This is a genomic window from Paenibacillus sp. FSL H7-0323 (genome assembly GCF_038002725.1).
Classification (GTDB): Bacteria; Bacillota; Bacilli; order Paenibacillales; family Paenibacillaceae; genus Paenibacillus_AQ; species Paenibacillus_AQ odorifer.
In genome coordinates this window covers 6,618,513-6,640,380 of the sequence record NZ_JBBODB010000001.1, presented here as the reverse complement: position 1 = coordinate 6,640,380, position 21,868 = coordinate 6,618,513, and the positions used below count along the sequence as shown (strand labels likewise).

At 45.9% G+C, this 21,868-nt stretch carries 23 protein-coding genes; 3 read left to right on the top strand and 20 right to left on the bottom strand.

Annotated features, from left to right (window positions below; translation table 11 throughout):
- Nucleotides 1-11: 11 nt before the first annotated feature.
- The 4 genes from MHH89_RS29640 to MHH89_RS29625 are packed head-to-tail and all read right to left on the bottom strand — an operon-like array spanning nucleotide 12 to nucleotide 4,392.
- Nucleotides 12-1,289, bottom strand: coding sequence for a glycoside hydrolase family 27 protein (locus tag MHH89_RS29640; RefSeq protein WP_076282322.1), 1,278 nt, complete (start codon nucleotides 1,287-1,289; stop codon nucleotides 12-14).
- 31 nt (nucleotides 1,290-1,320) lie between these two features.
- Nucleotides 1,321-1,593: a DUF6171 family protein gene (locus tag MHH89_RS29635; RefSeq protein WP_076125168.1), complete on the bottom strand. Its 273-nt coding sequence runs from the start codon at nucleotides 1,591-1,593 to the stop codon at nucleotides 1,321-1,323.
- 4 nt (nucleotides 1,594-1,597) lie between these two features.
- Complete coding sequence (locus tag MHH89_RS29630; RefSeq protein WP_076125169.1) at nucleotides 1,598-3,073, bottom strand: alpha-N-arabinofuranosidase; 1,476 nt, start codon at nucleotides 3,071-3,073, stop codon at nucleotides 1,598-1,600.
- A complete protein-coding gene (locus tag MHH89_RS29625) occupies nucleotides 3,070-4,392 on the bottom strand; it encodes an arabinan endo-1,5-alpha-L-arabinosidase (RefSeq protein ID WP_370510820.1) in 1,323 nt (440 codons plus the stop codon). The genes MHH89_RS29630 and MHH89_RS29625 overlap by 4 nt, the downstream gene beginning before the upstream one ends.
- Before the next feature lie 424 nt (nucleotides 4,393-4,816).
- Between MHH89_RS29625 and MHH89_RS29620 the strand changes: the two genes are divergently transcribed.
- Nucleotides 4,817-5,773 carry an ArsR/SmtB family transcription factor gene (locus MHH89_RS29620; protein ID WP_036675692.1) on the top strand — a complete coding sequence of 319 codons (957 nt, stop codon included), beginning with the start codon at nucleotides 4,817-4,819 and terminating at the stop codon, nucleotides 5,771-5,773.
- Nucleotides 5,774-5,904: 131 nt separating this feature from the next.
- Nucleotides 5,905-6,063 carry a hypothetical protein gene (locus MHH89_RS29615; RefSeq protein WP_036675694.1) on the top strand — a complete coding sequence of 53 codons (159 nt, stop codon included), beginning with the start codon at nucleotides 5,905-5,907 and terminating at the stop codon, nucleotides 6,061-6,063.
- Between the two features lie 779 nt (nucleotides 6,064-6,842).
- Here MHH89_RS29615 and MHH89_RS29610 read toward each other — a convergent pair.
- From MHH89_RS29610 to spoVAC, 16 genes are all read right to left on the bottom strand, one after another.
- On the bottom strand, nucleotides 6,843-7,004 hold the full coding sequence (locus tag MHH89_RS29610) for a hypothetical protein (protein ID WP_175623606.1): 162 nt from the start codon (nucleotides 7,002-7,004) through the stop codon (nucleotides 6,843-6,845).
- A 36-nt stretch (nucleotides 7,005-7,040) separates the two neighbouring features.
- Nucleotides 7,041-7,811 carry a class I SAM-dependent DNA methyltransferase gene (locus tag MHH89_RS29605; RefSeq protein ID WP_038569469.1) on the bottom strand — a complete coding sequence of 257 codons (771 nt, stop codon included), beginning with the start codon at nucleotides 7,809-7,811 and terminating at the stop codon, nucleotides 7,041-7,043.
- Nucleotides 7,812-7,866: 55 nt separating this feature from the next.
- Nucleotides 7,867-8,790 carry a CvfB family protein gene (locus MHH89_RS29600; protein WP_036675697.1) on the bottom strand — a complete coding sequence of 308 codons (924 nt, stop codon included), beginning with the start codon at nucleotides 8,788-8,790 and terminating at the stop codon, nucleotides 7,867-7,869.
- Nucleotides 8,787-9,134: a ribosome silencing factor gene (rsfS, locus tag MHH89_RS29595; RefSeq protein ID WP_036675699.1), complete on the bottom strand. Its 348-nt coding sequence runs from the start codon at nucleotides 9,132-9,134 to the stop codon at nucleotides 8,787-8,789. Before rsfS ends, MHH89_RS29600 begins: the two co-directional genes overlap by 4 nt.
- A complete protein-coding gene (gene yqeK / locus MHH89_RS29590; RefSeq protein ID WP_076125176.1) occupies nucleotides 9,131-9,709 on the bottom strand; it encodes a bis(5'-nucleosyl)-tetraphosphatase (symmetrical) YqeK in 579 nt (192 codons plus the stop codon). Before yqeK ends, rsfS begins: the two co-directional genes overlap by 4 nt.
- Nucleotides 9,681-10,283 (bottom strand): nicotinate-nucleotide adenylyltransferase, encoded by a 603-nt coding sequence (locus MHH89_RS29585; protein WP_076125178.1) that lies wholly within the window; start codon nucleotides 10,281-10,283, stop codon nucleotides 9,681-9,683. The genes yqeK and MHH89_RS29585 overlap by 29 nt, the downstream gene beginning before the upstream one ends.
- Nucleotides 10,284-10,319: 36 nt before the next feature.
- Nucleotides 10,320-10,613 carry a ribosome assembly RNA-binding protein YhbY gene (yhbY, locus tag MHH89_RS29580; protein WP_036675703.1) on the bottom strand — a complete coding sequence of 98 codons (294 nt, stop codon included), beginning with the start codon at nucleotides 10,611-10,613 and terminating at the stop codon, nucleotides 10,320-10,322.
- A gap of 67 nt (nucleotides 10,614-10,680) precedes the next feature.
- A complete protein-coding gene (aroE, locus tag MHH89_RS29575) occupies nucleotides 10,681-11,553 on the bottom strand; it encodes a shikimate dehydrogenase (protein ID WP_341088708.1) in 873 nt (290 codons plus the stop codon).
- A 17-nt stretch (nucleotides 11,554-11,570) separates the two neighbouring features.
- Nucleotides 11,571-12,698, bottom strand: a complete 1,128-nt coding sequence (gene yqeH / locus MHH89_RS29570; RefSeq protein ID WP_076125182.1) for a ribosome biogenesis GTPase YqeH — start codon at nucleotides 12,696-12,698, stop codon at nucleotides 11,571-11,573.
- 2 nt (nucleotides 12,699-12,700) lie between these two features.
- Entirely contained in the window at nucleotides 12,701-13,222 is a 522-nt protein-coding gene (locus MHH89_RS29565; protein WP_036675921.1) for a YqeG family HAD IIIA-type phosphatase, read from the bottom strand.
- 87 nt (nucleotides 13,223-13,309) lie between these two features.
- Nucleotides 13,310-15,550: a transglutaminase domain-containing protein gene (locus tag MHH89_RS29560; RefSeq protein WP_076125184.1), complete on the bottom strand. Its 2,241-nt coding sequence runs from the start codon at nucleotides 15,548-15,550 to the stop codon at nucleotides 13,310-13,312.
- Nucleotide 15,551: 1 nt separating this feature from the next.
- Complete coding sequence (locus MHH89_RS29555; protein ID WP_076104720.1) at nucleotides 15,552-16,796, bottom strand: DUF58 domain-containing protein; 1,245 nt, start codon at nucleotides 16,794-16,796, stop codon at nucleotides 15,552-15,554.
- A gap of 1 nt (nucleotide 16,797) precedes the next feature.
- Nucleotides 16,798-17,754 carry an AAA family ATPase gene (locus tag MHH89_RS29550; protein ID WP_076125188.1) on the bottom strand — a complete coding sequence of 319 codons (957 nt, stop codon included), beginning with the start codon at nucleotides 17,752-17,754 and terminating at the stop codon, nucleotides 16,798-16,800.
- Nucleotides 17,755-17,909: 155 nt separating this feature from the next.
- The gene (gene spoVAE / locus MHH89_RS29545) at nucleotides 17,910-18,260 is read right to left on the bottom strand and encodes a stage V sporulation protein AE (protein WP_036675923.1); all 351 of its coding nucleotides are present in this window, start codon (nucleotides 18,258-18,260) and stop codon (nucleotides 17,910-17,912) included.
- A 2-nt stretch (nucleotides 18,261-18,262) separates the two neighbouring features.
- On the bottom strand, nucleotides 18,263-19,294 hold the full coding sequence (spoVAD, locus tag MHH89_RS29540; RefSeq protein WP_076185304.1) for a stage V sporulation protein AD: 1,032 nt from the start codon (nucleotides 19,292-19,294) through the stop codon (nucleotides 18,263-18,265).
- Nucleotides 19,291-19,794: a stage V sporulation protein AC gene (gene spoVAC / locus MHH89_RS29535; protein WP_076125192.1), complete on the bottom strand. Its 504-nt coding sequence runs from the start codon at nucleotides 19,792-19,794 to the stop codon at nucleotides 19,291-19,293. The genes spoVAD and spoVAC overlap by 4 nt, the downstream gene beginning before the upstream one ends.
- A gap of 563 nt (nucleotides 19,795-20,357) precedes the next feature.
- Here spoVAC and MHH89_RS29530 point away from each other — a divergent pair.
- Nucleotides 20,358-21,431 (top strand): M42 family metallopeptidase, encoded by a 1,074-nt coding sequence (locus MHH89_RS29530; RefSeq protein ID WP_076125194.1) that lies wholly within the window; start codon nucleotides 20,358-20,360, stop codon nucleotides 21,429-21,431.
- Nucleotides 21,432-21,868 lie beyond the last annotated feature (437 nt).

The following is a 21,868-nucleotide window of genomic DNA, read 5'->3' as shown; positions in this document are numbered from 1 at the left end:
ATCTCTCTCCTCTATTTAAACTTTAACAATACAGAACCATGCTGTGGAAGAGTTTGAGAAATACCTTCGTTAACCACTTCCAAATCGCGGCTTTGCCATAGATCACGTATAGTACTAGGAATTGAAACCTTAAGCTGCTCGAACGACACCTGAAGCGTTAAAGCTTCATCGCTAAGATTAAACAAAGCTACATAATGGTTACCTTGTTCATCCTCAGATGTCCAGATCGCATGCTCCTCATTTAGCGCCACCTGACTGCCGCCTTTACCATAACGATGCAGATGAAGCACTTCCTTATTGGTCAATAAAGATAATGTCCAATCATCATTGTCCCGAAGTTCTCCTCCAAACATTAACGGGGAGCGGAAAATACTCCATAGTGTCATCATGGTGACCTGCTCGTCATGAGTAAACCGCGTGAACCGGTCTCCCCCGCCATCTACAGAACGAATGCCCAGATGACCTAACGGCAGCATGTCACAATCCGGCCAATGGCCCGGCTGCACATAAGGAGCCCATTTCTCACAGCGCTCAAACATCCCGCGCAGCAAATGCCAATGATCCCAGTAATCATCGGTCATTCTCCAAAGGTTAGCGTGTCCGGCTAAGTGTTCAGCCTCTTCCACTGGAGCAGGTCCAGGCGAAAGACTGAGCACCATCTCGCGACCGCTGCGGTCAATAGCCTTACGGATCATAGCAACTTCTTCTTTGTGATATCCATAAATGCGTGAAGCGGCAATATCATCCACTTTCACATAATCCACACCCCAACTGGCATACAACTGGAACAGCGAGTCATAATACGCCTGACTGCCTTCTTTTGAAGCATCTACTCCATACATGTCCGTATTCCATGGACAAATAGAATTTGGGTGAGCCACATCGCGTGCGGTTTGCTCAGAGCCTAGAATGGCACTGGCCGCATGAGCAGCCTGACGCGGGATTCCGCGCATAATGTGTATGCCGAATTTCAAACCCAATCCATGTACATATTCAGCGAGTGGCGCAAACCCTTTGCCTCCCGCTGCGGAAGGAAACCGGTTCTCAGCAGGTTGAAGTCTGGAGTACTCATCCATAACCAGCGGTACAAAGTTGCGATACTGCGAAGAATTCGCTCCAGGCTCATACCACTGAATATCCACAACTACATATTCCCAACCAAAGTCCTTCAAATGGGTAGCCATATATTCTGCATTGCCTCTTACTTCTTCTTCATTTACACTGGCCCCGTAACAATCCCAACTATTCCAGCCCATCGGGGGCGTAGCAGCTAACAAATTTTGTTTGATGATTTTCACGTCCTTTTCAAAAACTTAGTATTCACTCCCAGCGAGGTGCCAAGGGATAAGGGCAAGTAGAGTCCTGCAATCTTGTTCTTACCTCTACAAGACAGCCACAATAACGGCAAGTGCTACCAAATTGCAGGCCAGAGCAATCTCGGCAATGTTCAATACGCTGCAAATATTGCTCCTCCGGTGCTAAAGGTCTTTCTCTAGTGGCTATTTCTATTAAACGCTCCAGTTTTTCTGGGCTTATTCTCATGTTCTCATCACAGCTTTTGCAGCGACGGTTTTTTTCTTGGTTCTCTGACATGATGTTATTCCAGAGTCAAGACTACCACGGAAGCAGGTGGAAGCTCGCAGCTCAGCTTTTCACCTAATAAAGACGCACCCTCAAAAGCTACTGGAGTAACTGTATCCGGTGCCTCAAACGTATTGTGCGCTCCCAGCACGGAATGCGTTAAAATCTGACCTGTCACTTTGCTAAAGCTAACCTCTTCAATACCAATACTTAGCGATGCGCTGTCCTTATGGCTCAGGTTACAGAGTGAAACATATACTTTGCCATTCGTATCACGAGATGCAGAAACGCTAATCTGTGGAATTGTAAGCTCCCCAAACGTATAATCAGGGCTCTCAATAGTAACTTCAAGCAGTTCATTATCCTGATGCTCTTTGTACATTTCAAATACATGATAGGTAGGCGTTAGAATCATCTTGTCGCCCTCCGTCAGGATAAGGGCTTGCAGTACATTGACCACTTGAGCCAAATTCGCCATTTGCACACGACTGCTATGCTTTTGGAAAATATTCAGCGTTACCCCTGCTACCAATGCATCTCTGAGTGTATTCTGCTGATACAGGAACCCTGGATTCGTACCAGGTTCACTTAAGAACCAAGTTCCCCACTCATCTATAATCATTCCAACCCGCTTATCCGGGTCATATTTATCCATAACCGCTGAATGTTTAGTAATCAATTCATCCATATGCAAGGTTTTTTGCATAGTCTCAAACCATTCGGCTTCATCAAAACCTAAAGCGTAACGTTTCTCTTCCCAGCTTCCAGGAATCGTATATGAATGAAGACTGAGACCATCCATAAACCGTCCAGCTTCGCGCATTAGCACTTCCGTCCAATTATAATCATCAACGTTGGCGCCACCAGCGATTCTATAGATCTGATTTTCACCATAATTGCGCACATATGTCTGGTAACGTCTGTACAAATCTGCATAATATTCTGGACGCATATTGCCGCCGCAGCCCCAGTTCTCATTACCTACACCAAAATACTTCAACTTCCACGGCTCTTCACGCCCATTTTCACGACGCCAGTCCGCCATCGGTGATTCGCCTTCAAAGGTCATATATTCAACCCACTCCGACATCTCCTGAACAGTGCCACTGCCAACATTCCCGCAGATATACGGTTCACAATCCAGCAACTCACATAATTCAAAAAACTCATGCGTCCCAAAATGATTATTCTCGACGACACCGCCCCAGTGCGTATTCACCATCCGCTTACGGGTTTCTTTTGGACCGACGCCATCCTTCCAATGATACTCATCGGCAAAACAGCCCCCCGGCCAACGAAGGACAGGAATATTAACTTTTTTGAGTGCTGCTAGGATGTCATTGCGGAAGCCCTTGGTGTTCGGAATCGGTGAATCTTCCCCCACATAGATCCCGTCATAGATACATCTGCCCAAATGCTCGGCAAAATGACCATATAGATATTTGCTGATTTTATTAATTCCTTTACCTGCATGTAGCTTGATCGTAGTCATCTATTCTCTTCTCCATTCTTTTGCTTACCCCAGATGGAAATTCCATTTTCATTTAATCCAGTAAATACAAGGGTCTGAGTTTCTTTCTCCCAATCCCATGACGGAAGCAATTGCACCTTCTCTATCCGGCCTCTACCCTCGACAACATCATTCCAGACCAAGGTCAGGACTCTGCATCCATCAAAAGACCAGCTTCCCTTTCCATTCGCACCTTCCAGCTTAAAGTCAGAGGATAGACTTATGACGGCAGACTGAATCTGGCCATCCGCTGAGGGGTCCATTACAATCCATTCCCACTGTCCTGCGATTAGCTGTTCTGGAATATCCTGTTCCACTTCACCCGCATACCGTTCTGGAGATACAACAGGCCAACCATCCTCTGTCCACAGAATTCGACGAATCTGTAAATAGGACCAATGTTTATCGATTTCACCACGTGCATGATGAACTATATAATAGCTGCCATCCTCATGAAGAACTGAGTTATGGCCGGGAGCAATCCAACCTGGATCTTGTCCAAAGCGATAGCCACCCAGTATTTTATTGCCGACCTCATATCGGGGTTGATGCGCACTATCAGTCATATCTCGTCCGTTATAATCCACATATGGGCCGGTAATAGTATCTGCACGAGCGACACGAACGTTATAATCCTCAAACAGAGAGTCATAGGAGACGAACAAATAGTATTTTTTGAATTGCTCGTTATACACTACGTACGGTCCTTCAACTGCTCCATCTTTAATGGTGTTATCCCGTTTAGCGATCAGCGTACCAAAACCTTCTTGCTTCGGTTTGCCCGTTTCCGCATTCAGCTCAATGATATGAATTCCACCAAAAAAAGAACCATACACCATCCACATTCGCCCATCTGCATCCGTAAGCACATTGGCATCAATCGCATTCAGTGAATCTTCAGCACGCGTCTGAATCACTACACCTTCATCGGTCCAAGGTCCCTCAATAGAAGCTGAAGTTTGAAGTCCGATTAGTGATTGTCTACTTCCGAAAGATGAGGCCGAGTAATACATTCGATACTGTTCACCGTATTTCACCACATCGGGTGCCCATAAATTAGTAGCCCCTGCCCATTCCTTCGCAACTTGGGGAATTCCCGGCAGCGCATAATGAACCCATTCCCAATGGATAAGATCCTGTGATTTCCGAACCATTACGCCTGGACGTAATTCTCCTCCGACTCTTATGTCGGTAGAAAAAACATAGTAACCCTCATCTGTTTTAATAATGCCTGGATCATGTGTGTTGTGAATCGTCCATAAAGACTCGATATCAATCACTGATAGATCATACATTGGCATGTTCCCCGGGGAACTTGGAAAGACAAGATCTGATGTTTTTTTTACCATTAAATTATCACCTCAGAAATAGCAACAGATTGAACAGCAATAAATATTAAATTTAAAATGAAAAAATATGTATTCGCTTACAATATAAAATAACATATATAAAAAGCCTTGTAAATATATTTCTATAAACCTTTTTATATTTATATGAAATTAAACTCGAAATAAATGAATTAGGGCGAAATAACAGCCTTTTTCTTTAGATTAATTCTTTATATGTTTAAATTTTACTAAATCAAATAAAAATCATGCCAAAAATCCCTCTTATATTCGTACATTCTACAAAATAAGGAAGTATACTTTATTTATATGCCTTATTAGTTTATAATTTTATAAAATAGTATAATTTATGACGTAATCGGAAGAAGGTATTGATAAAATGATCTATATTAAAGATTTAATGAGTGGATTAGAAATTTTTAAGGCACTAAGCTCAGAAATCAGAATTCTCATTTTAGAGCTCCTTGCCACCAATCAAGCCTTGAACCTGAATGAAATTGCCAAGAAACTGAACCTCAGCAACGGCGCCATCACCATGCATATTAAAAAGTTAGAAGAAAGCGGTCTCATTGAGATAAACACATCAGTGGGTAAGCACGGTATTCAAAAGGTCTGCTATTTAAATAAGGACAAGCTTATTGTTGACCTTCGCAGCAAGGATGTTGATAATCTTTACGAAGTAGAAATTCAAGTAGGTCATTACAGCAACTATCAGGCTGTTCCAACTTGTGGACTGGCTACCAAAGACAGCATCATCGGGGATTTCGACGAGCCGCGTTATTTTGCAGATCCGCAGCGAATTGAATCCGAAATTATTTGGATGGCTGAAGGGTTCCTCGAATATAGAATTCCGAACTACCTTAAAGCCAACCAAACGTTCCGCGAAATTCAGTTCTCGATGGAGATCGGCTCTGAAGCTCCTGGGTCTAACGATAACTATCCGTCCGACCTTTATTTCTATTTAAATGGAATTGAAATCGGATTCTGGACTAGCCCTGGCGATTTCGGAGATACCCGGGGAACATTTAACCCCGATTGGTGGCCTCCGCACCTAAACCAATACGGTATGCTGAAGCTGATCCGTATCAATAATGAAGGCAGCTTTATTGATGGCTGTCGGATTTCTGACGTGACCCTTGATGATATCCAATTGGATTACAAGAGTGAACTCACTTTCCGTATCGCAGTAACCGACAAGCCTACAAACAAACGTGGACTCACGATTTACGGAAAACATTTCGGCAATTATAGCCAGGACCTACTGGCACGTGTGTTGTATGATGTACATGAAGTTGGAGAGGGCCTCCCTCGTAACGCTGTTATAATAGCAGAGTAACAACCCCGCTTAAATAAAAAGACCCTAGATTCAGCTAACGCTGATTTAGGGTCTTTTTGTGCTTCGTATATTTTTTCGATATTGAACCATAATAACTTTGTCTCCCAAACCACCGAGAAGGAGTGTTTCGAATGCGTGAAGGTCTAATTCCCGCTGTTCTTGGAACCGTCGTAACCGCTTCTAGCGCCGCTTTTCTTGGAAGCAAGTATAAGATGGCAGCAACAGGCGTACTTGGATTTGGTCTGGCTCATGTCGTATTGGGTGCCATTGATCTGTTTGAGCATCGGTAAGGATTGGAAGATGCCGGGTGGTATGAACACTGCCCGGTTTATTTTGTATTTCTTATGTTGGCGCAATTACAAGCTGCTCCAACAAATGATGTCATAAAAAAAACAGCGCTTCTCCTGATATCGGAGAAGCGCTGTTTTTGTTTGGGGCGCTGGCTGGTTGCTCCAACCTTGTCTCCATCATCTCACGTATCTCACGTGGCTTACGTGGCTTACGTGGCTTACGTGACTTACGCGGCTTACGTGACTTACGTGGCTTACGCGGCTTACGTGACTTACGCGGCTTAGCGGCTTACGTGGCTTACGTGACTTACGCGGCTTACGTGACTTACGCGGCTTAGCGGCTTACGGACCCAGATGACGTTATTTGCATATTTTTAGCTCTTGGAGCATGTTTTCGGACTCCAGTGACGCTATCCATTGGAAAAAGACCAATATTGGACGTTTTTCAAGCCAATAGCTGCAATGGAGTCCGATAGCACCCAAAATATTGGAAAATGCTGCGTATAAGGTCCGCTGGGTCCGATCGCTACTACTAATACGTATATCTGATGGTACTTGTGCATGCATGCGTGATGGGTAGTGAAAACCCACACGCTTCCGTAAAGGGTAATGCATGAGCATTCGATAGCGGGAATCCACACGCTTCCGCAATCGGTAATGCATGAGCATTCGAGAGCGGCAACCCACACGCTTCCGCAATGGGCATATATGAGCATTCGATAGCGGCAACCTACACGCTTCCGCAAAGCGGTAATGCAAGAGCATTCGATTGCGGGAACCTACACGCTTCCGCAAAGCGGCAATGCATGAGCATTCAATAGCGGCAACCTACTTGTTTCCGGCAGCGTCAACCTAGGTGCTTCCAACAGCAGCATTCCACTCGCTTCCCCCAGCAATAAGCTAAAGTCAAAAAAAGGGGCTGTCCCAGCAGCTATTTTCATAGCTTATGGGACAGCCCCTCTTAACATTTTGAATAATTATTTTATAGCTACATAAAATAATCGTTCAGCATCATCTTCTGCCTCTACCCACTCGAAATCGGCGTAGATCTTCACATCACTAAACCCAGCCTTAAGCAGCTCTTCCTTCATCCAGTTAGGATCGTAGGCGCGCTGAATATGGGTCTCTTCGAATCGGCGATAGCGATCGCTATGTCCGTCTTCACGGGCAAAAATGGACAGATGATGTTCAATTTCGCGGCGTGGAACATCCATCTCACAAGTCCAAATATAAGAAACAGATGGCTCGTCCAGAATAAAGGGCTGTTCTTCTTCATAACGAATTAGTGTGTTTGGATGATGCACATCGAACAGGAAGGTTCCGCCTTGCTTTAACCCTGCATAGGTACTGGCAAAAACTGCGCTGATGTCATCCTCTTCCAACACATAATTCAGACAATCACAAAAGGAAATTACAGAATCCACCAGCTCCGGAAGCTCCCATTCCTTCATGTTTTGTCTAATCCAACGAACACTGCCTTCGCGCAAAAAACGCCGTCCCTGGGGATGCTCCTCCATTTTGCGCTGTGCCACTGAGAGCATATCAGAAGATAAATCGATTCCGGTCATATGATATCCTGAACCCGCCAAAGGAATTGTAATACTTCCTGTTCCGCAGCCAAGCTCGGCTACAGTTAACGGTTTGCCGTATTTACTCCATGCGGCTTCAGCAAAGGATATCCAATCTGGATACGGCATATCTGCCATAAGCTCATCGTATACATAAGCAAATTTCCCATAGGAAGACACAATTACACCGCTTTCTATAACAACATTTTATAAATTCCGTCTATTGAATCGTAGCTTAATCCGTCGTTTCTTCTTGCCCTTCGGTTGTTCCTTCTTCATTATCCTTAGCAACAAGATACGTCCAGTTCTCTTTTTGAGTAATATGGCCTTCCTTCATCAGCTTCCCAAGTGCACGCTTGAAGGCGGATTTACTGATTCCGAACCGTTGTTTGATAATATCTGGCGGCGTAGCATCCGAATAAGGCATCGCTCCACCTGGACGAGCATTTAAGAACTCCAAAAGTGCGGCGGAATCTACATCCATCCCCACTTCTTTACGAAGACCCATAGAAAGGTTAACACGTCCATCTTCACGGATATGAGAGACACGTGCTTCAAACTGCTCACCAAGACGCAGCAGACGGCTCCGCTCCGAGGAATGGACCATACCGATAATCCCAAAGCCTAGCACACCCGCATCCACAAGTACAAAAGTACCCATTTGCAGCGGCTTATACACTCGGGCTGTTACAGTCTGTCCCATCCAAGATTCAGGTGCAGGCAGAGCTAGAGGAGCAAGCTCCTGTTCTCCGGCCAGCTTGGCACGCAGACGCCCCTGTTTATCATGCTCCATGATCGCAAACACATAGTCCCCAACCTGCGGACGCAGCTCTGGAAGCTCTGGAAGCTCACGGATAGGCAGCAGCAGCTGACGTCCAAGACCCATCTCCAAAAAGCAGCCCAGACGCGGATGAATATCAGCCACTTCCAATAACGCCATCTCGCCCAGCGTCAGAAATGGTTTTTTCATCGTTGCCGCAAGACGGTCCTCGGTATCAAAGAAAATGAAAACTTCAACTTTATCGCCGGCTTTTACCTTCTCTGTCAGCTCCGTATAATGCAGCATAACATCCTGGTCTCCAGCATTCAGAAAAAATCCGTATGGGGAAACTTCCCGCTCTACATGAAGTGTAACCGTAGTTCCTGCAATCAGGCTCATACAGTCTCCACAACCTTGGCATCGGACCACAGACGCTCGATATTGTAATATTCACGCTCATCGCGGTGGAATATATGAACGATAACATCGCCAAGATCCATCAGCACCCAGCGTGCTGAATCCATGCCTTCAATCCCTTTGATCACTCCGCCTGCTTCATGAACCACTTTACGGACTTCGGTAGCGATCGCCTGTACCTGAATATCCGAGTTACCGTGACATACGATAAAGTAATCACTGATTGGTGAAACATTACGTAGATCTAGTGCCACGACGTTCATTGCTTTTTTATCTTCAACAGCCTTAAGGGCCAGTTCTAACAGCTTGCTTGGTTGTACACTCATATTTTATCCTCCAATATTCTAACTAAATCATTACGCGCCAGTACCGTTAAGGGGAAAATCACCCGGCGTTTCTCCAGTAACAAACTAATCGTAGAATCGAACCCAGCGACTAATCCTTCTTCCAAACTTACTTGTGCCTTCTCGCGTATCTTATCAACCCCGGGAAAATCACGCCCAGGCTCGATGTAGTCAGCTAGGCAGACGATCTTTTCAAGTAAACTCATGTCTTCACGGCCTGAGGTATGGAAACGAATCGCATTGATAATATCAGGATCCGTAATCCCATAGTCTTTCTCAGCTACAAAGGCGCCTACTTCCGAATGCCACATCTGCTTGTCATACACCAGAAGATCCAAATTTAATTGATTTTGTTCAATGATCTCCTTCATACGCTCAACCGGCCAATACTTAGCCACATCATGCAGAATTGCTGCTGTCTCTGCACGCTCAGGGTCAGCACCATATTGCTTCGCCAGTTGAATAGATGTCTCCATCACGCCGAGTGTATGCTTCCAGCGCTTATCAGGCATCTGTGCGGAGACCGCTTCAATCAGTGCTTCGCGGCTGTATGCCATACAATCCACTCCTTTGAACATAATCGAACACTGCCTCTGGAACCATATAACGAATAGATTTACCTGCTGCCGCCCGTTCTCTTAACATCGTTGACGAAATATCAACCAGTGGCATATCTGCAAGCAATACCTTTTTTGCTATAAAGTCTGGCAATGCATCTAGATCAAGAGGTGTCCCCGGACGACCCACACCAATAAATGTAAGCCGCTGCACCAGTTCTTCAATCTCGTTCCATTTCGGCAAATACTGAACCATATCCGCTCCAATGATGAAATAAAGATCGAAATGCGGATACTCCTCTTGCAGACGTCTTATGGTCTCATAGGTATAGGAGACGCCACCTCTGACAACTTCCCAATCTAATGTGCAAAAAGCTTCGTGATTCTTCACCGCTTCCTGCACCATGGCTAGTCGGTCTTCTCCAGATACACCCGCCTCATGTTTATGAGGCGGGATATGTGAAGGCATAAACCATACCTCTTGCAGCCCATAAGTATCTCTTGCGGCTTCCGCTGCCATCATATGACCGATATGAAGAGGATCAAAGGTACCTCCCATAATTCCAACTTTCAAGAGGACGACCTCCTCGGTAAGGTATACTTACAGCTATTAACGCGGCAGCTCAATGGTTTTGTTATCACGTGATTCTTTGTATAGAACGACAGTCTTACCGATCACTTGCACAAGCTCAGAACCCGATTGTTCAGCCAGAGCAGCGCCAATTTCCTTGGGATTCTCAATATTATTGCTCAGTATACTAATCTTCATAAGCTCGCGCTTCTCAATAGCTTCTTCAATATGGCGTACGAGGTGATCATTTACTCCACCTTTGCCCACTTGAAAAATAGGATCGAGATGGTGCGCCAATGAACGAAGATACCGTGTTTGTTTACCAGTTAACATAAATGAATAACTCCTTAATTAACATATATTATTACCTATTATTACCCTAACTTGATGAATCCATTTCTTACTCATTTCCACCCAAGCAATCGAGAATGGTCTGCCGCATGATTTCCGTAGGCGCAGGCTGCCCTGTCCAATACTCCAGTGCATAAGCTCCCTGATAGACAAACATACCAAGGCCTCCATGAATCGTACAGCCCCGTTCGAGTCCTTCCAACAATAGCCGCGTACGCAGCGGATTATAAATCAGATCGCTTACGACCATTCCTTTACGAAGCAGTCCAGGATCTATCGGTGTCTCATCCATATGAGGATACATACCTACGGAGGTAGTATTGATCAGCACGTCTACACCACTTAGCATTTCTGCTACTTCGTTCATGCTAATCCCGATGACATTCCCTTTGCTACGGCATTGTGTCGCCAAATCCTCTGCCTTATCAACACTGCGATTAGCGATAATGATTGAAGAAGGCTTCTCCTGAAGTAGTGCGGCAACAATTCCTCTTGCTGCTCCACCGGCCCCGATAACCATAATCTTCACACCAGACAAATCAGAAATAGCTTCCGCTTTGAGCGAACGCACATAACCGATCCCATCCGTATTATATCCGGTGAGCACTCCGTTATCATTAACAATCGTATTGACTGCACCAACGGCTACTGCACTCTCATCTAATACATCCAAATATTGCATCACCGCAACCTTATGCGGAATCGTCACATTCACTCCACGGAAACCAAGCGTACGGATCGCTTGCACCGCATCGCCCAGCTTCTCCGGGCGGATGTGAAGCGGTACATAAGCACCCGGAATTCCCAGCGCTTGCAGCGCTGCTTCATGCATAATTGGAGATTTGGATTGTATAATAGGATCTCCCATTACACCGAGTAGAATATTACCGCTATTGTAGCCTTCGACTGCAGTTGTAGACAATAGATTATCCTCCCTCGTTAAATCATCGAAGGGCGGGTAAGCACCTTCACACCACGCGGAACATGAATGGCCACAACTGCACCTTCAGTTCCATTAACCTTAATCCAGCCCAGACCCGAAATATACAGATCGGCTCTGCTGCCCCGGTTAATCCGGAACTCATGCCGCTGCCAAGGTGGCAGCTTGTCCATCCGGTCACTTCCCGGTGGAGACAGCATTTCACCGCGATGATCCTGATAGAGGGAATCTGCGCGTTCCAGCTTCGTGCGATGGATTTTTAAAGTACCACTAATAAAGCAAGTGAAGGATTGATGCGGGCCTTGTACGAAATCAAAACGTCCCAATCCACCGAAGAAAAGAGTCTGTCCTTCGTTCAACTGATAGACTGTCGGCTTCAAAGGATTGGCAGGCATAACTGCATCCAGATCCTGACGCTCAACTAATTCACTATAACGCCAAGGATACACAATCCCTGGAGTATCTATAATGTAGTGGCCGTCATCCAGTGGAATTTTGACCGTATCGAGTGTTGTGCCAGGGTAACGTGAAGTCGTTAACTCCTGCTCTAAATCGCTATAGTCCGAAATCAGACGATTAATAAGTGTGGATTTGCCCACATTGGTAGCACCTACTACATATACGTCGCGTTGACCGCGCAACTCCGTTACGGCTTCCAGCAAACGGTCAAAACCTTGATTGCGTTTCGCACTGCAAAGTACGATTTCAGCCGTCCGCAAGCCTTCCTCTTTACAGCGCTGCTGCATCCAGTTACGCAACTTGTTCCAGTTTGTAACCTTCGGCAGCAAGTCACATTTATTCACTGCAAGAATAACAGGGTTATTGCCAACAAACCGCTGCAGGCCGGAAATCAGACTGCCTTCGAAATCGAAGATATCGACAATATGAATAACAAGCGCATTCTTCTCTCCTACTCCACTCAGCAGGCGAAGAAATTCATCCTGATTCACCGAAACAGATGAAGCCTCATTATAATTTTTAATCCGGAAACAGCGTTGGCAAATCACCGGGTCCCGTTCAAGTGCAACCTCCGGAAGATATCCTGGTTGATCCTTATGCTCCGTCTGAAGCTTGATGCCGCAACCGCTGCACTTCTCAGGACGCTGTGTTTCGCTTTGTTCGTTCATTACTATTTATCCTCCTCGTGCCACAATCCTTTTTTGCGAAGCCGTGTCAGAGCAACCCGCTCTACCCGGCGATTAAACCTTGTGCCGAACCCCTCGTCCTTGACGGAGATTGGCAGTACCAAAACAGTATACAGGCCAAGGCGATTGCCGCCGTATACATCAGTAAGCATTTGGTCTCCCACCACAATCGTTTGTTCAGGGGGCAGCTCCATCTGCTTCATCGCTTTGAGAAAAGGAGCATTACTCGGTTTACGAGCTTGGTGCACAAATTCAATATTAAGCGGTGTTGCAAAGCGGGACACCCGTTCCATGTTATTGTTAGATACGATGATGAGCTTAAAGCCCAGTTCCTTCACCTTTTCGAACCATAACAACAGCTCCGGAGTAGCCACAGGCGCTTTGGCACCGACCAGTGTGTTATCCAGATCCGTGATGATTCCGCGATATCCCTGTCTATACAGCTCGTCCAGAGCAATATCGAATACCGTATTCACCCGGAGTTTGGGAACTAACATTTCAAACAATACGTTCACCTCGATTTCATACAAAAAACTATAACATACTCCTTGCGCATCGCAAATAAATCTGTAGCTATACTTTCACGCAAAGTGTTATTTCTTGGATCTCATTTTTCTCCGCACCCACAAAGCTTCAGTATACACGCTCTGCCAGTCTTTGTCTTCAATAACCTCAGGGCTATATTTCGCCTTTTCGAACATTGTTAGTAGCGAGTGTAGATGATCAGCCACTGCCGGCCGTTCTCCACTCCAGCGATCTACGGCTTCACGTAAAGTTTCGTGTTCTTCTTTTAGCATTCCCTTGCGATGCAAATACCTTACCCAACGCTCAGTTTCCGCCACTACTTTCTGATCTGGCGTTAAAGGCCGGCCATTGCGCAGCTGCTGCATGAAGAAGCGAAGCTTAAAGCGTCTATGCCAAACTATAAAAATCGCCCAGGACAGCAACACCACTACAGCTGCCACAACAACCCATAGACCTACATGAAACCCTTGATCTTCTTGTGCGTTATTCACAGGCGCTGGTGTAGGTTCTGCCTGCTCTTTTTGATCTTCTGGTTCGACTTCAGGGGTTTGCTCACTCTGAGTTAAAAGCGGAATATTAAATCCAGGTGTAGCTTCAACTGGAATCCAACCATAATCACCAAAATAAACCTCAGCCCAAGAGTGGGAATCCGCATTGGTAATTGTATAGTTATTATTCACTGTGCCTGATTGCTGTTGTGCCGGATTCATTGGGATTTCCGGCTGTTCCCCAGGTGCGTACCCCTTAACCCACCGTGCAGGGATGTTCAGAGAGCGCGCCATAGTAACCAGTGCCGTAGAATAATAATCACAGTAACCTTCCTTTAACTCAAACAAAAACCCTTCTACAAAATCGTTGCTTGTGACACGTGATATATCTGGATTATTGGTATATGGAAAGGTTTGTTGTAAGTATTGTTGCAAAAGCGCTGTTTTTTCATACGGCGTTTTTCCTTCAGCCGTGATTTCCTCAGCCAGCTCCCGGACTCTTTTAGGAAAATCGTTAGGCAGTTGAAGAAACATTTTCTCCAAATCGTTCCCTTTATATAGCTCCTCATACGTCTTTGTTGTCAATTCTTGAACAGGAATTACAGGAACCTCAGACGTCACCTCAAAAGTAGACGGATAAGCGAGTTTCTTCCCATCCACATCCCAGATCAGCTCGCTGTCTCGGCTTCTCCAGGAGAGTCCATCTCCAGCTTTTTCCCCATTTAAAGAATCCACCGAAGATACTGAATAAGTGCCAAATAGTACGGGAAATTCATTATTATTAAGCACGGTTACTGTTTGTTTCAGTGTTCGTGTATTTACTTTAGAACCCACACTGCTCTCTAAAGCTTCACCTACATCCACCGCTTCTAGAGGTCCCCGATTTAACCGGTCTCTATCGACCCAACCTCTTCCGGAATATAATCTGCGCGTTTCTCCCCGCATATAAATACGCAAATCAGAAACCACTGTCATCACCGGTGTATAATCGAAGGTAAAGCCGCCACCTAGTTGATCATCATTCAGACTGTAGCCTGACGATGTATTGTTAGTAGGGGAGACAGAACCCATCTCAGATTTCGTGGTCCCAACTGTGCCCTTCCCAGAAGACTTCCCAATCCCATTCCATTCTTGCCAAGCGGTATAAGGATCGGTTAGGGTAGGCCTTACCCCAGGCATATTCACTCCAATTAGGATGACCAAAGAGAAGACGATGGCAATATTAATGACTATTTTCGTGGGATATTTCAGCAGATGCACCCAACCACGCGGATATTGAAGCTGGAAGCTTCTCAGATGCTGGCTGACCAGCCAGCCCATCCCCGCAAATACCGTCCAGGCTACTTCCTGCCACAAAACAATAGATGTAAAGGAATCCAAGGCAGCCAAGGCCACTATGTTCATTCCTATAAACCATAAAATACGTCTTTTTGAGGATGCCCACCAAGACGACAACAGCAGCAGGGCTGAGGCTCCGAGAGCAAACCAGATATAGGGCACCATATGAACTGCAATATCCTGCAGTCTGTCCGGGAGGGTTGTTGCCCAAGGATCAGCAACGTATATACCATAATTGATAAGTATCCGATAAACGATATAAATAATAGCTGCCGCTTCAATAAAGAGCCTTATCTGAACTTTTACAGGAATTATGATTTCAATAACAGTGATCGTTATTAATGCAGCCCACACAACAGCAGTTGTCTGTCTTAACCAGATAGGTTCCGTATAAGAGACCCACTGGTGGGCTATAATCAAAAGCCACAATAGACCCAAAGAACGGTGCCAGGAGAATTTCATCTGATTCCACCAGTTTCTCATATCAGACTTCTCCTCCTAATACTATGGGAAGCTCTTGCAGTGAGCTAATGCTGTAGCCTGTAATCCCCCGTGATCTTAGAACGTCTGTCCAATCTGTGCTGCTATTCGTTTCTGATAAATTCCCTATATGAATGTGCGACGGAGTCATCCCTCTGCTGTCAGCCCAACGTAGTGCATCCAGTACAGGCTGACCACGTTGAGGACTAATTAGCACGAAGTATGAGCCTTTAGGGAACATACGGTAACCTTTTTCCAAACGGGATATGAGTGGACCGTGCCCTTCGGCGTTAAGATCGATCAAATATTGAATCATTTTCTGACGCTCAGCAGCACCTTCAACAGGTGCAAATACCTTGGTGGTTTTATCCAAGCAGCAAAGACCGATCCCAATTCGCTCTCGAATGCCGAATCCAAGTAGTGAGGCTGCGACGGAGACTGCGAGTTCAAATTGGTTCGAATTCATATAAGCAGAAGCAGAGCCGTCCAGAACTAGAATGGTTTTGGGAATCGACTCATGCTCGAACTCTTTGGACTTCCACGAGCCTGTCTTTGCCGTTGCATTCCAATGAATGCGTGTTAGGCGGTCGCCATATACGTAGTCGCGTACACCGTTAATTTGGGTAGTCTCACGTCGTGATTGAACAACAGAGGTCTGTGGCCCAGAAAGACGGGATTTTCTTTCATATAACTGCCACCGCGGAACATAGATTGCACGAGGCAACACCTGAAACTGGCCTTCAGCCAGAAAAGTACCTTTATGCTCAACAAGGCCAAAAATATCTTGGCTGATGATATCCGTATCTGAAAATGTATAAGTGCCCCGTTCGAGAACTGGTGTCTGAAACCGCAGTTCCCCAAGTCCTCTGAGGCTGGGAATCAGGCTTTCCTCAAATACCCAGGATTCGCCATTATGCCGTTTCAGAACTTCCCTAACAACTACATAAGGTAAAGGCAAAATCCCCGGGATTGTGACCTTCAGACCTACACGAAGATACCCACCGGCAGAGAGCAAATCTCCCTTATCCTGTTCGGCATAAAAACTGCGAACACCCTTAGCCCGCCGAACGCCTCCCAAACCTCCAGCAATCAGATATGCAATAAGTACAGAGACCATAATAAACAACATAAATGCAGTTTTACCGCCCTGAAATAGTACATATAAGAGCGTAATACTCCAAATTACAAGGATGCTGGCGAACTTAGTAGGCTGAATGCGAGCTGCCACCGTAGACAAATAACGTCTCATATTATTGCCTCATCGTAACAGGCACTTGAATGCTCTGCAGAAGCTTTTGAAGCAGTGAATCTACGCTAACATTATCTAGGCGCGACTCTGGACGCAGCAATATACGATGACCCAAGGCAAATGGAGTAAGAACCTTTACGTCATCTGGAAGCACATAATCTCTTCCCTGTAAGAAAGCATAAGCTTTACAAGCCAGCATAAACGATAACGAAGCTCGTGGACTTGCACCGAGCAATACAAGCGGATGCTCTCTTGTCTGGCGCACAATATCTAACAAGTAATTCAGTACAGGATCACTCATATAAATCTCACGAATCTCCTCCTGAATACTAGCGATCTGCTCCATACTAGTGACAGCCGTAAGCCTGTCCACTGGTTGACCTTCTTGATGGCTCAGCAATAGATTTTTTTCGGTTGCTGCATCAGGATAACCAAGACTAATTCTTAGCATAAACCGATCCAACTGAGCTTCCGGCAACGTGTAGGTTCCCTCAAAATCTATCGGATTCTGGGTGGCGCACAACATAAATGGATGCGGCAGCGGATAGGTCTCCCCATCTACGGTTACATTTCGTTCCTCCATCACTTCCAGAAGGGCGGATTGTGTCTTTGTGGTGGCTCGGTTAATTTCATCGGCCAGCAGGATATTCGTCATCACTGGACCTGGGCGGAAATGAAACATCTCATCTCTCGGATGATACACAGATACACCGGTAATATCACTCGGAAGAATATCCGGATTACATTGTATCCGGCGATACTCTCCGGACATTGATCTGGAAAGTGCGCGAATAAGCTGGGTCTTTCCTGTTCCCGGTACATCCTCGATCAGAACATGACCACCGGCAAGCAGCGCTGTTAGCAGCAATTGTATTTCAAATGATTTTCCAAGTATGCAGGATTCTAGATTATTACGGACAGCATTCATGATGTGCATTGATTCTTGACGAACGGGCATATATGATCCTCCTAGGTCAGAATAAGCAGTAATATTTATATTTTACATGATTAGGGGACCCAAAGTACATTGTTGAAGCTTACGAAGTGTAAACAAACCAAAAACCCGCAGGACAAAATGTCCCGCAGGTTCTAATCTAAATCGCTAAAATCCCATTATCCTTTAGGCCGAACAACCAATGCAGCCAGAAAAGAGAACACAATCGCTGACGAAATCCCTGCGCTCGTGATATCAAAAATCCCTGTAACTACACCGATCCAGCCATCCCTTTCCAGCTCTGTCAATGCTCCATGGACCAAAGAGTTACCGAAGCTTGTGATTGGAATGGTTGCGCCCGCACCCGCAAATTTCACAAGTGGATCATAGATGCCAAAAGCATCAGCAATCGCTCCGGCTACAACTAATGTACTCATCGTATGTGCAGGTGTCAGCTTCAATACATCAAACATCAGCTGGCCTATAACGCAAATGGCTCCTCCGATCAGAAAAGCCCATAAGTAAATCATCATTAAACTCCACCTCCACTTTCTATAGCAACAGCATGAGCCACACACGGAATGCTCTCTCCCTGCTGGTATGACAATGGGGATAATAAGGCTCCAGTTGCCACAATCAGCACCCGTTTTAGTTCACCTTTTTTAATACGCTTGAGTATATGACCATAAGTCACTACCGCGGAACACCCGCAACCACTTCCTCCGGCGATCACATACTTCTGTTTCTCCAAATTGTAGATAAGCAAACCACAATCATCAAAGGTTGTTTGCTCCATTGGAATTCCTTCTTTAGCTAATAAGGTTTTCGCAATGGGCAAGCCTACAGATGCAAGATCACCTGTAACAATTAAGTCATAATGCCCGGGGGATAGTCCGGTATCCCGAAAATGCGCAGTGATCGTATCCGCCGCCGCCGGTGCCATCGCTGTTCCCATATTAAAAGGATCTGTCAAACCGAGATCCATTATTCGTCCAAGGGTAGCCGAGACCACTACCGGATTGTTGCCAGTCCCATCATTCTGACCTACTACAGCACAGCCCGAGCCTGTGACCGTATATTGCGCCGTTGGCGGCTTCTGTGAACCGTATTCGGTAGGATAACGAAATTGCTTCTCCACCGTACAGTTATGGCTGGATGTTCCCGCGAGCACGTATTTGCTGCCTCCGGAATCAACGATCATAGAGGCAATTGCAAGGCTCTCCATGGAAGTGGAGCAAGCACCGAAAACTCCAAGATAAGGCACACCTAATTTTCTTGCCGCGAAGGAGCTGCTGATAATCTGGTTCATCAAATCTCCGCCAACAAAAAACTCCAGCTTCTCCTTATCCAGGTTTGCATTAATCAGTGCCAATAGGGAGGCTTTTTCGAAAAGAGCCCGCTCAGCCTTTTCCCATGTTTTTTCACCCATTTCCAAGGAATCAAATATAAAATCAAAATCTGACGTTAATGGACCCTCTCCCTCTTCAGGACCCACTACAGCGGAAGAGCCTAAAATAACGGGACGGCTCGTGAACTCCCAAGTCTGACTGCCAAGCTGTTTCATGTATGTGCACCTCCGCCAACGCCTAAAAAGAGATAGACGATACCAATTATGAAAGCAGCAACGGCACCAAATACGATGACTGAACCCGCCAGCTTGAACATATTGCCGCCCACACCGAGCACAAGTCCTTCCGCACGATGTTCAAGAGCTGCTGAGCACATACTGTTCGCAAAACCAGTAACCGGAACCGCAGTTCCTGCACCGGCCCATTGCGCCAGTTTGTCATACACGCCAAAGCTGGTCAGGATTACAGAAAGTAGAATCATCGTCGCTACAGTTGGACTTGCGGCTTCTTTGGAGGTCATATCGAATATTGCCATATAAGCCTCCTGAATCCCTTGTCCAATTACACAGATTAGGCCGCCAGCAAGAAATGCTCGCACACAGTTTTTGAATACGGGCCTAGCGGGTACAAAGGGCTTGGACAATTTCTCGTAATCTTGCGGGGTCAGGGTATCAAGCTTCAGCTTGACACCCGATTTTTTCGTTTTCGCCGGCATTGAGGGCACCTCCTGAAAGTTAGGCGAAGGGGGCTGACAAGCATCATAGTAGTACTCACTTTGAGCCCCTCAAGTTGTTTCTTCGCTTAGAAGTTTTCCTTATTGTTTGCCATACCCCGCTTCGTTATGTCCCTCCAATTCAGGAAAAATACAGTAACACAACTATCAGCAGCAAGAACAGCACAAGAATAAGCACTGCTTCCTTTTCCAGAGAGTTGTGGCGCCAGTAACGTCTGCGCGCTCCGCTAACCTTTAGGTTTCTTTTGGAGTATCCTCCCTGCACCCTTCTTTTGGGTACACTACCTGCTACCCTCATTTCCTTCGCATCCTTTCTAAAGCTCCTGCCACCAGAGCCCCTATTGCATTGTATTCGCGGAGCGTTCACCGGGTGTTCATTTGTCTCTTTAGCATGGACAAGTGAGCTCACAATGTTCATACTAAGTGGCAGGAAGAAATAACGTTGTCGTCCATTTTGGATGGCAACCGTTTCTCGTAGAACTATAAGGATGATGTATAACGCAAAGCTTATACGTCCTTATATTTTAATAAAGGAGTGATTTCAAATGAATCAAGAAACATTGGATCTATTCAAAACACTTACCGAATTCCCTGCAGCCCCGGGCTTTGAGCGCGAACTCCGCGCTTACGTCAAGGATGCTATGACACCTTATACCGAAGAGTTCGTGCAGGATCGTCTCGGAAGTCTGTTCGGCGTATTGCGCGGTGAGGAAAACGGGCCAAAAATTATGGTCGCTGGACATTTTGACGAAGTGGGCTTTATGGTCACCGGAATTACTAACACCGGGATGATTCGTTTTCAACCGCTAGGCGGATGGCTTGCTTCTGCTGTTGCTTCCCAGCGTCTCCAAATCATTACACCAAAAGGCACATTAACCGGTGTTGTTGGCAGCACGCCTATCCACCTACTAAGCGCAGAAGAACGCGGCAAGACGGGCGAAATTAGCAAAATGTATATTGATATCGGTGCAGACAGCCGTGAAGAGGCGGAAAGCTTTGGCGTCAGACCAGGTCAACAAGTACTGCCGATCTGTCCGTTCACCCCGCTTGCCAACCCTAAAAAAATCATGGCTAAAGCGTGGGATAACCGTTACGGTGTAGGTCTCGCCATTGAGCTGGTTAAGTCATTACACGGCAAAAAGCTGCCTAATACTGTTTATGCTGGTGCTACTGTACAAGAAGAAGTCGGACTTCGTGGAGCACGTACAGCCGCTAATCTTCTGTCCCCAGACATTTTCTTCGGCTTGGATGCGAGCGCTGCTGCCGATATGACCGGGGATAGCCAAGCCTTTGGCCATTTGGGAAAAGGCGCTCTCCTGCGCATTTATGATCCTACGATGGTTACACATCGCGGCTTAATCGAATATGTACAAGACACAGCGGATACTCACAAGATCAAATACCAGTATTTTGTCTCCCAAGGTGGAACAGATGCAGGTCAGGTTCATGTAAGTGGAATCGGCGTTCCTTCCGCAGTCATCGGAATATGCTCCCGCTACATTCATACTGCTTCATCTGTTATTCATAGCGATGACTACGAAGCTGCTAAAGAGCTGTTAGTTAAACTGGTAGAAGGCCTCGACCGCACTACACTGCAAACGATTATTGAGAACAGCTAAGTTCTTATTTTTAAAAGAGCAGCGATCCTTTTTGAAGGATTGCTGCTCTTTTTTGGGTCGGGGCTTACGGACCTGTGTCACTTGCGCCCCAGTGGTGTTTACAAACCCCAATATTACTTCTAAAAAACAATTGTGCTTATGAACCCCGTTGCCCGCTGATCCCGCCATTGGTACTACGACGGACCCATGATGCTTACGAACCCACGTTGTTTATTGTTTACGCTCCCAAGGTTACTTGCTTACGGCGACACGTTGTTTATTATTTACGCTCTCAAGTTGCTTGCTTACGGCGACACGTTGTTTATTGTTTACGCTCCCCATATTGCTTCGGACTCAGATGACGCTATTTGCTAATTTAGAGCCTTTTGAGTAAAGTTGCGGACCTCAGTGACACTATTCCATAGAGATGGGCTCATAATTGGTGTCATTTATGCTAA

Bases quoted from the DNA above. Each gene is read 5' to 3' on its own strand.
- MHH89_RS29635 (WP_076125168.1), bottom strand. From the start codon at position 1,593: ATGTCAGAGAACCAAGAAAAAAACCGTCGCTGCAAAAGCTGTGATGAG.
- MHH89_RS29630 (WP_076125169.1), bottom strand. From the start codon at position 3,073: ATGACTACGATCAAGCTACATGCAGGTAAAGGAATTAATAAAATCAGC.
- MHH89_RS29625 (WP_370510820.1), bottom strand. From the start codon at position 4,392: ATGCCAATGTATGATCTATCAGTGATTGATATCGAGTCTTTATGGACG.
- MHH89_RS29620 (WP_036675692.1), top strand. From the start codon at position 4,817: ATGATCTATATTAAAGATTTAATGAGTGGATTAGAAATTTTTAAGGCA.
- MHH89_RS29615 (WP_036675694.1), top strand. From the start codon at position 5,905: ATGCGTGAAGGTCTAATTCCCGCTGTTCTTGGAACCGTCGTAACCGCT.
- MHH89_RS29610 (WP_175623606.1), bottom strand. From the start codon at position 7,004: ATGAAAATAGCTGCTGGGACAGCCCCTTTTTTTGACTTTAGCTTATTG.
- MHH89_RS29600 (WP_036675697.1), bottom strand. From the start codon at position 8,790: ATGAGCCTGATTGCAGGAACTACGGTTACACTTCATGTAGAGCGGGAA.
- rsfS (WP_036675699.1), bottom strand. From the start codon at position 9,134: ATGAGTGTACAACCAAGCAAGCTGTTAGAACTGGCCCTTAAGGCTGTT.
- yqeK (WP_076125176.1), bottom strand. From the start codon at position 9,709: ATGGCATACAGCCGCGAAGCACTGATTGAAGCGGTCTCCGCACAGATG.
- yhbY (WP_036675703.1), bottom strand. From the start codon at position 10,613: ATGTTAACTGGTAAACAAACACGGTATCTTCGTTCATTGGCGCACCAT.
- yqeH (WP_076125182.1), bottom strand. From the start codon at position 12,698: ATGAACGAACAAAGCGAAACACAGCGTCCTGAGAAGTGCAGCGGTTGC.
- MHH89_RS29560 (WP_076125184.1), bottom strand. From the start codon at position 15,550: ATGAGAAACTGGTGGAATCAGATGAAATTCTCCTGGCACCGTTCTTTG.
- MHH89_RS29555 (WP_076104720.1), bottom strand. From the start codon at position 16,796: ATGAGACGTTATTTGTCTACGGTGGCAGCTCGCATTCAGCCTACTAAG.
- MHH89_RS29550 (WP_076125188.1), bottom strand. From the start codon at position 17,754: ATGCCCGTTCGTCAAGAATCAATGCACATCATGAATGCTGTCCGTAAT.
- spoVAE (WP_036675923.1), bottom strand. From the start codon at position 18,260: ATGATTTACTTATGGGCTTTTCTGATCGGAGGAGCCATTTGCGTTATA.
- spoVAD (WP_076185304.1), bottom strand. From the start codon at position 19,294: ATGAAACAGCTTGGCAGTCAGACTTGGGAGTTCACGAGCCGTCCCGTT.
- spoVAC (WP_076125192.1), bottom strand. From the start codon at position 19,794: ATGCCGGCGAAAACGAAAAAATCGGGTGTCAAGCTGAAGCTTGATACC.
- MHH89_RS29530 (WP_076125194.1), top strand. From the start codon at position 20,358: ATGAATCAAGAAACATTGGATCTATTCAAAACACTTACCGAATTCCCT.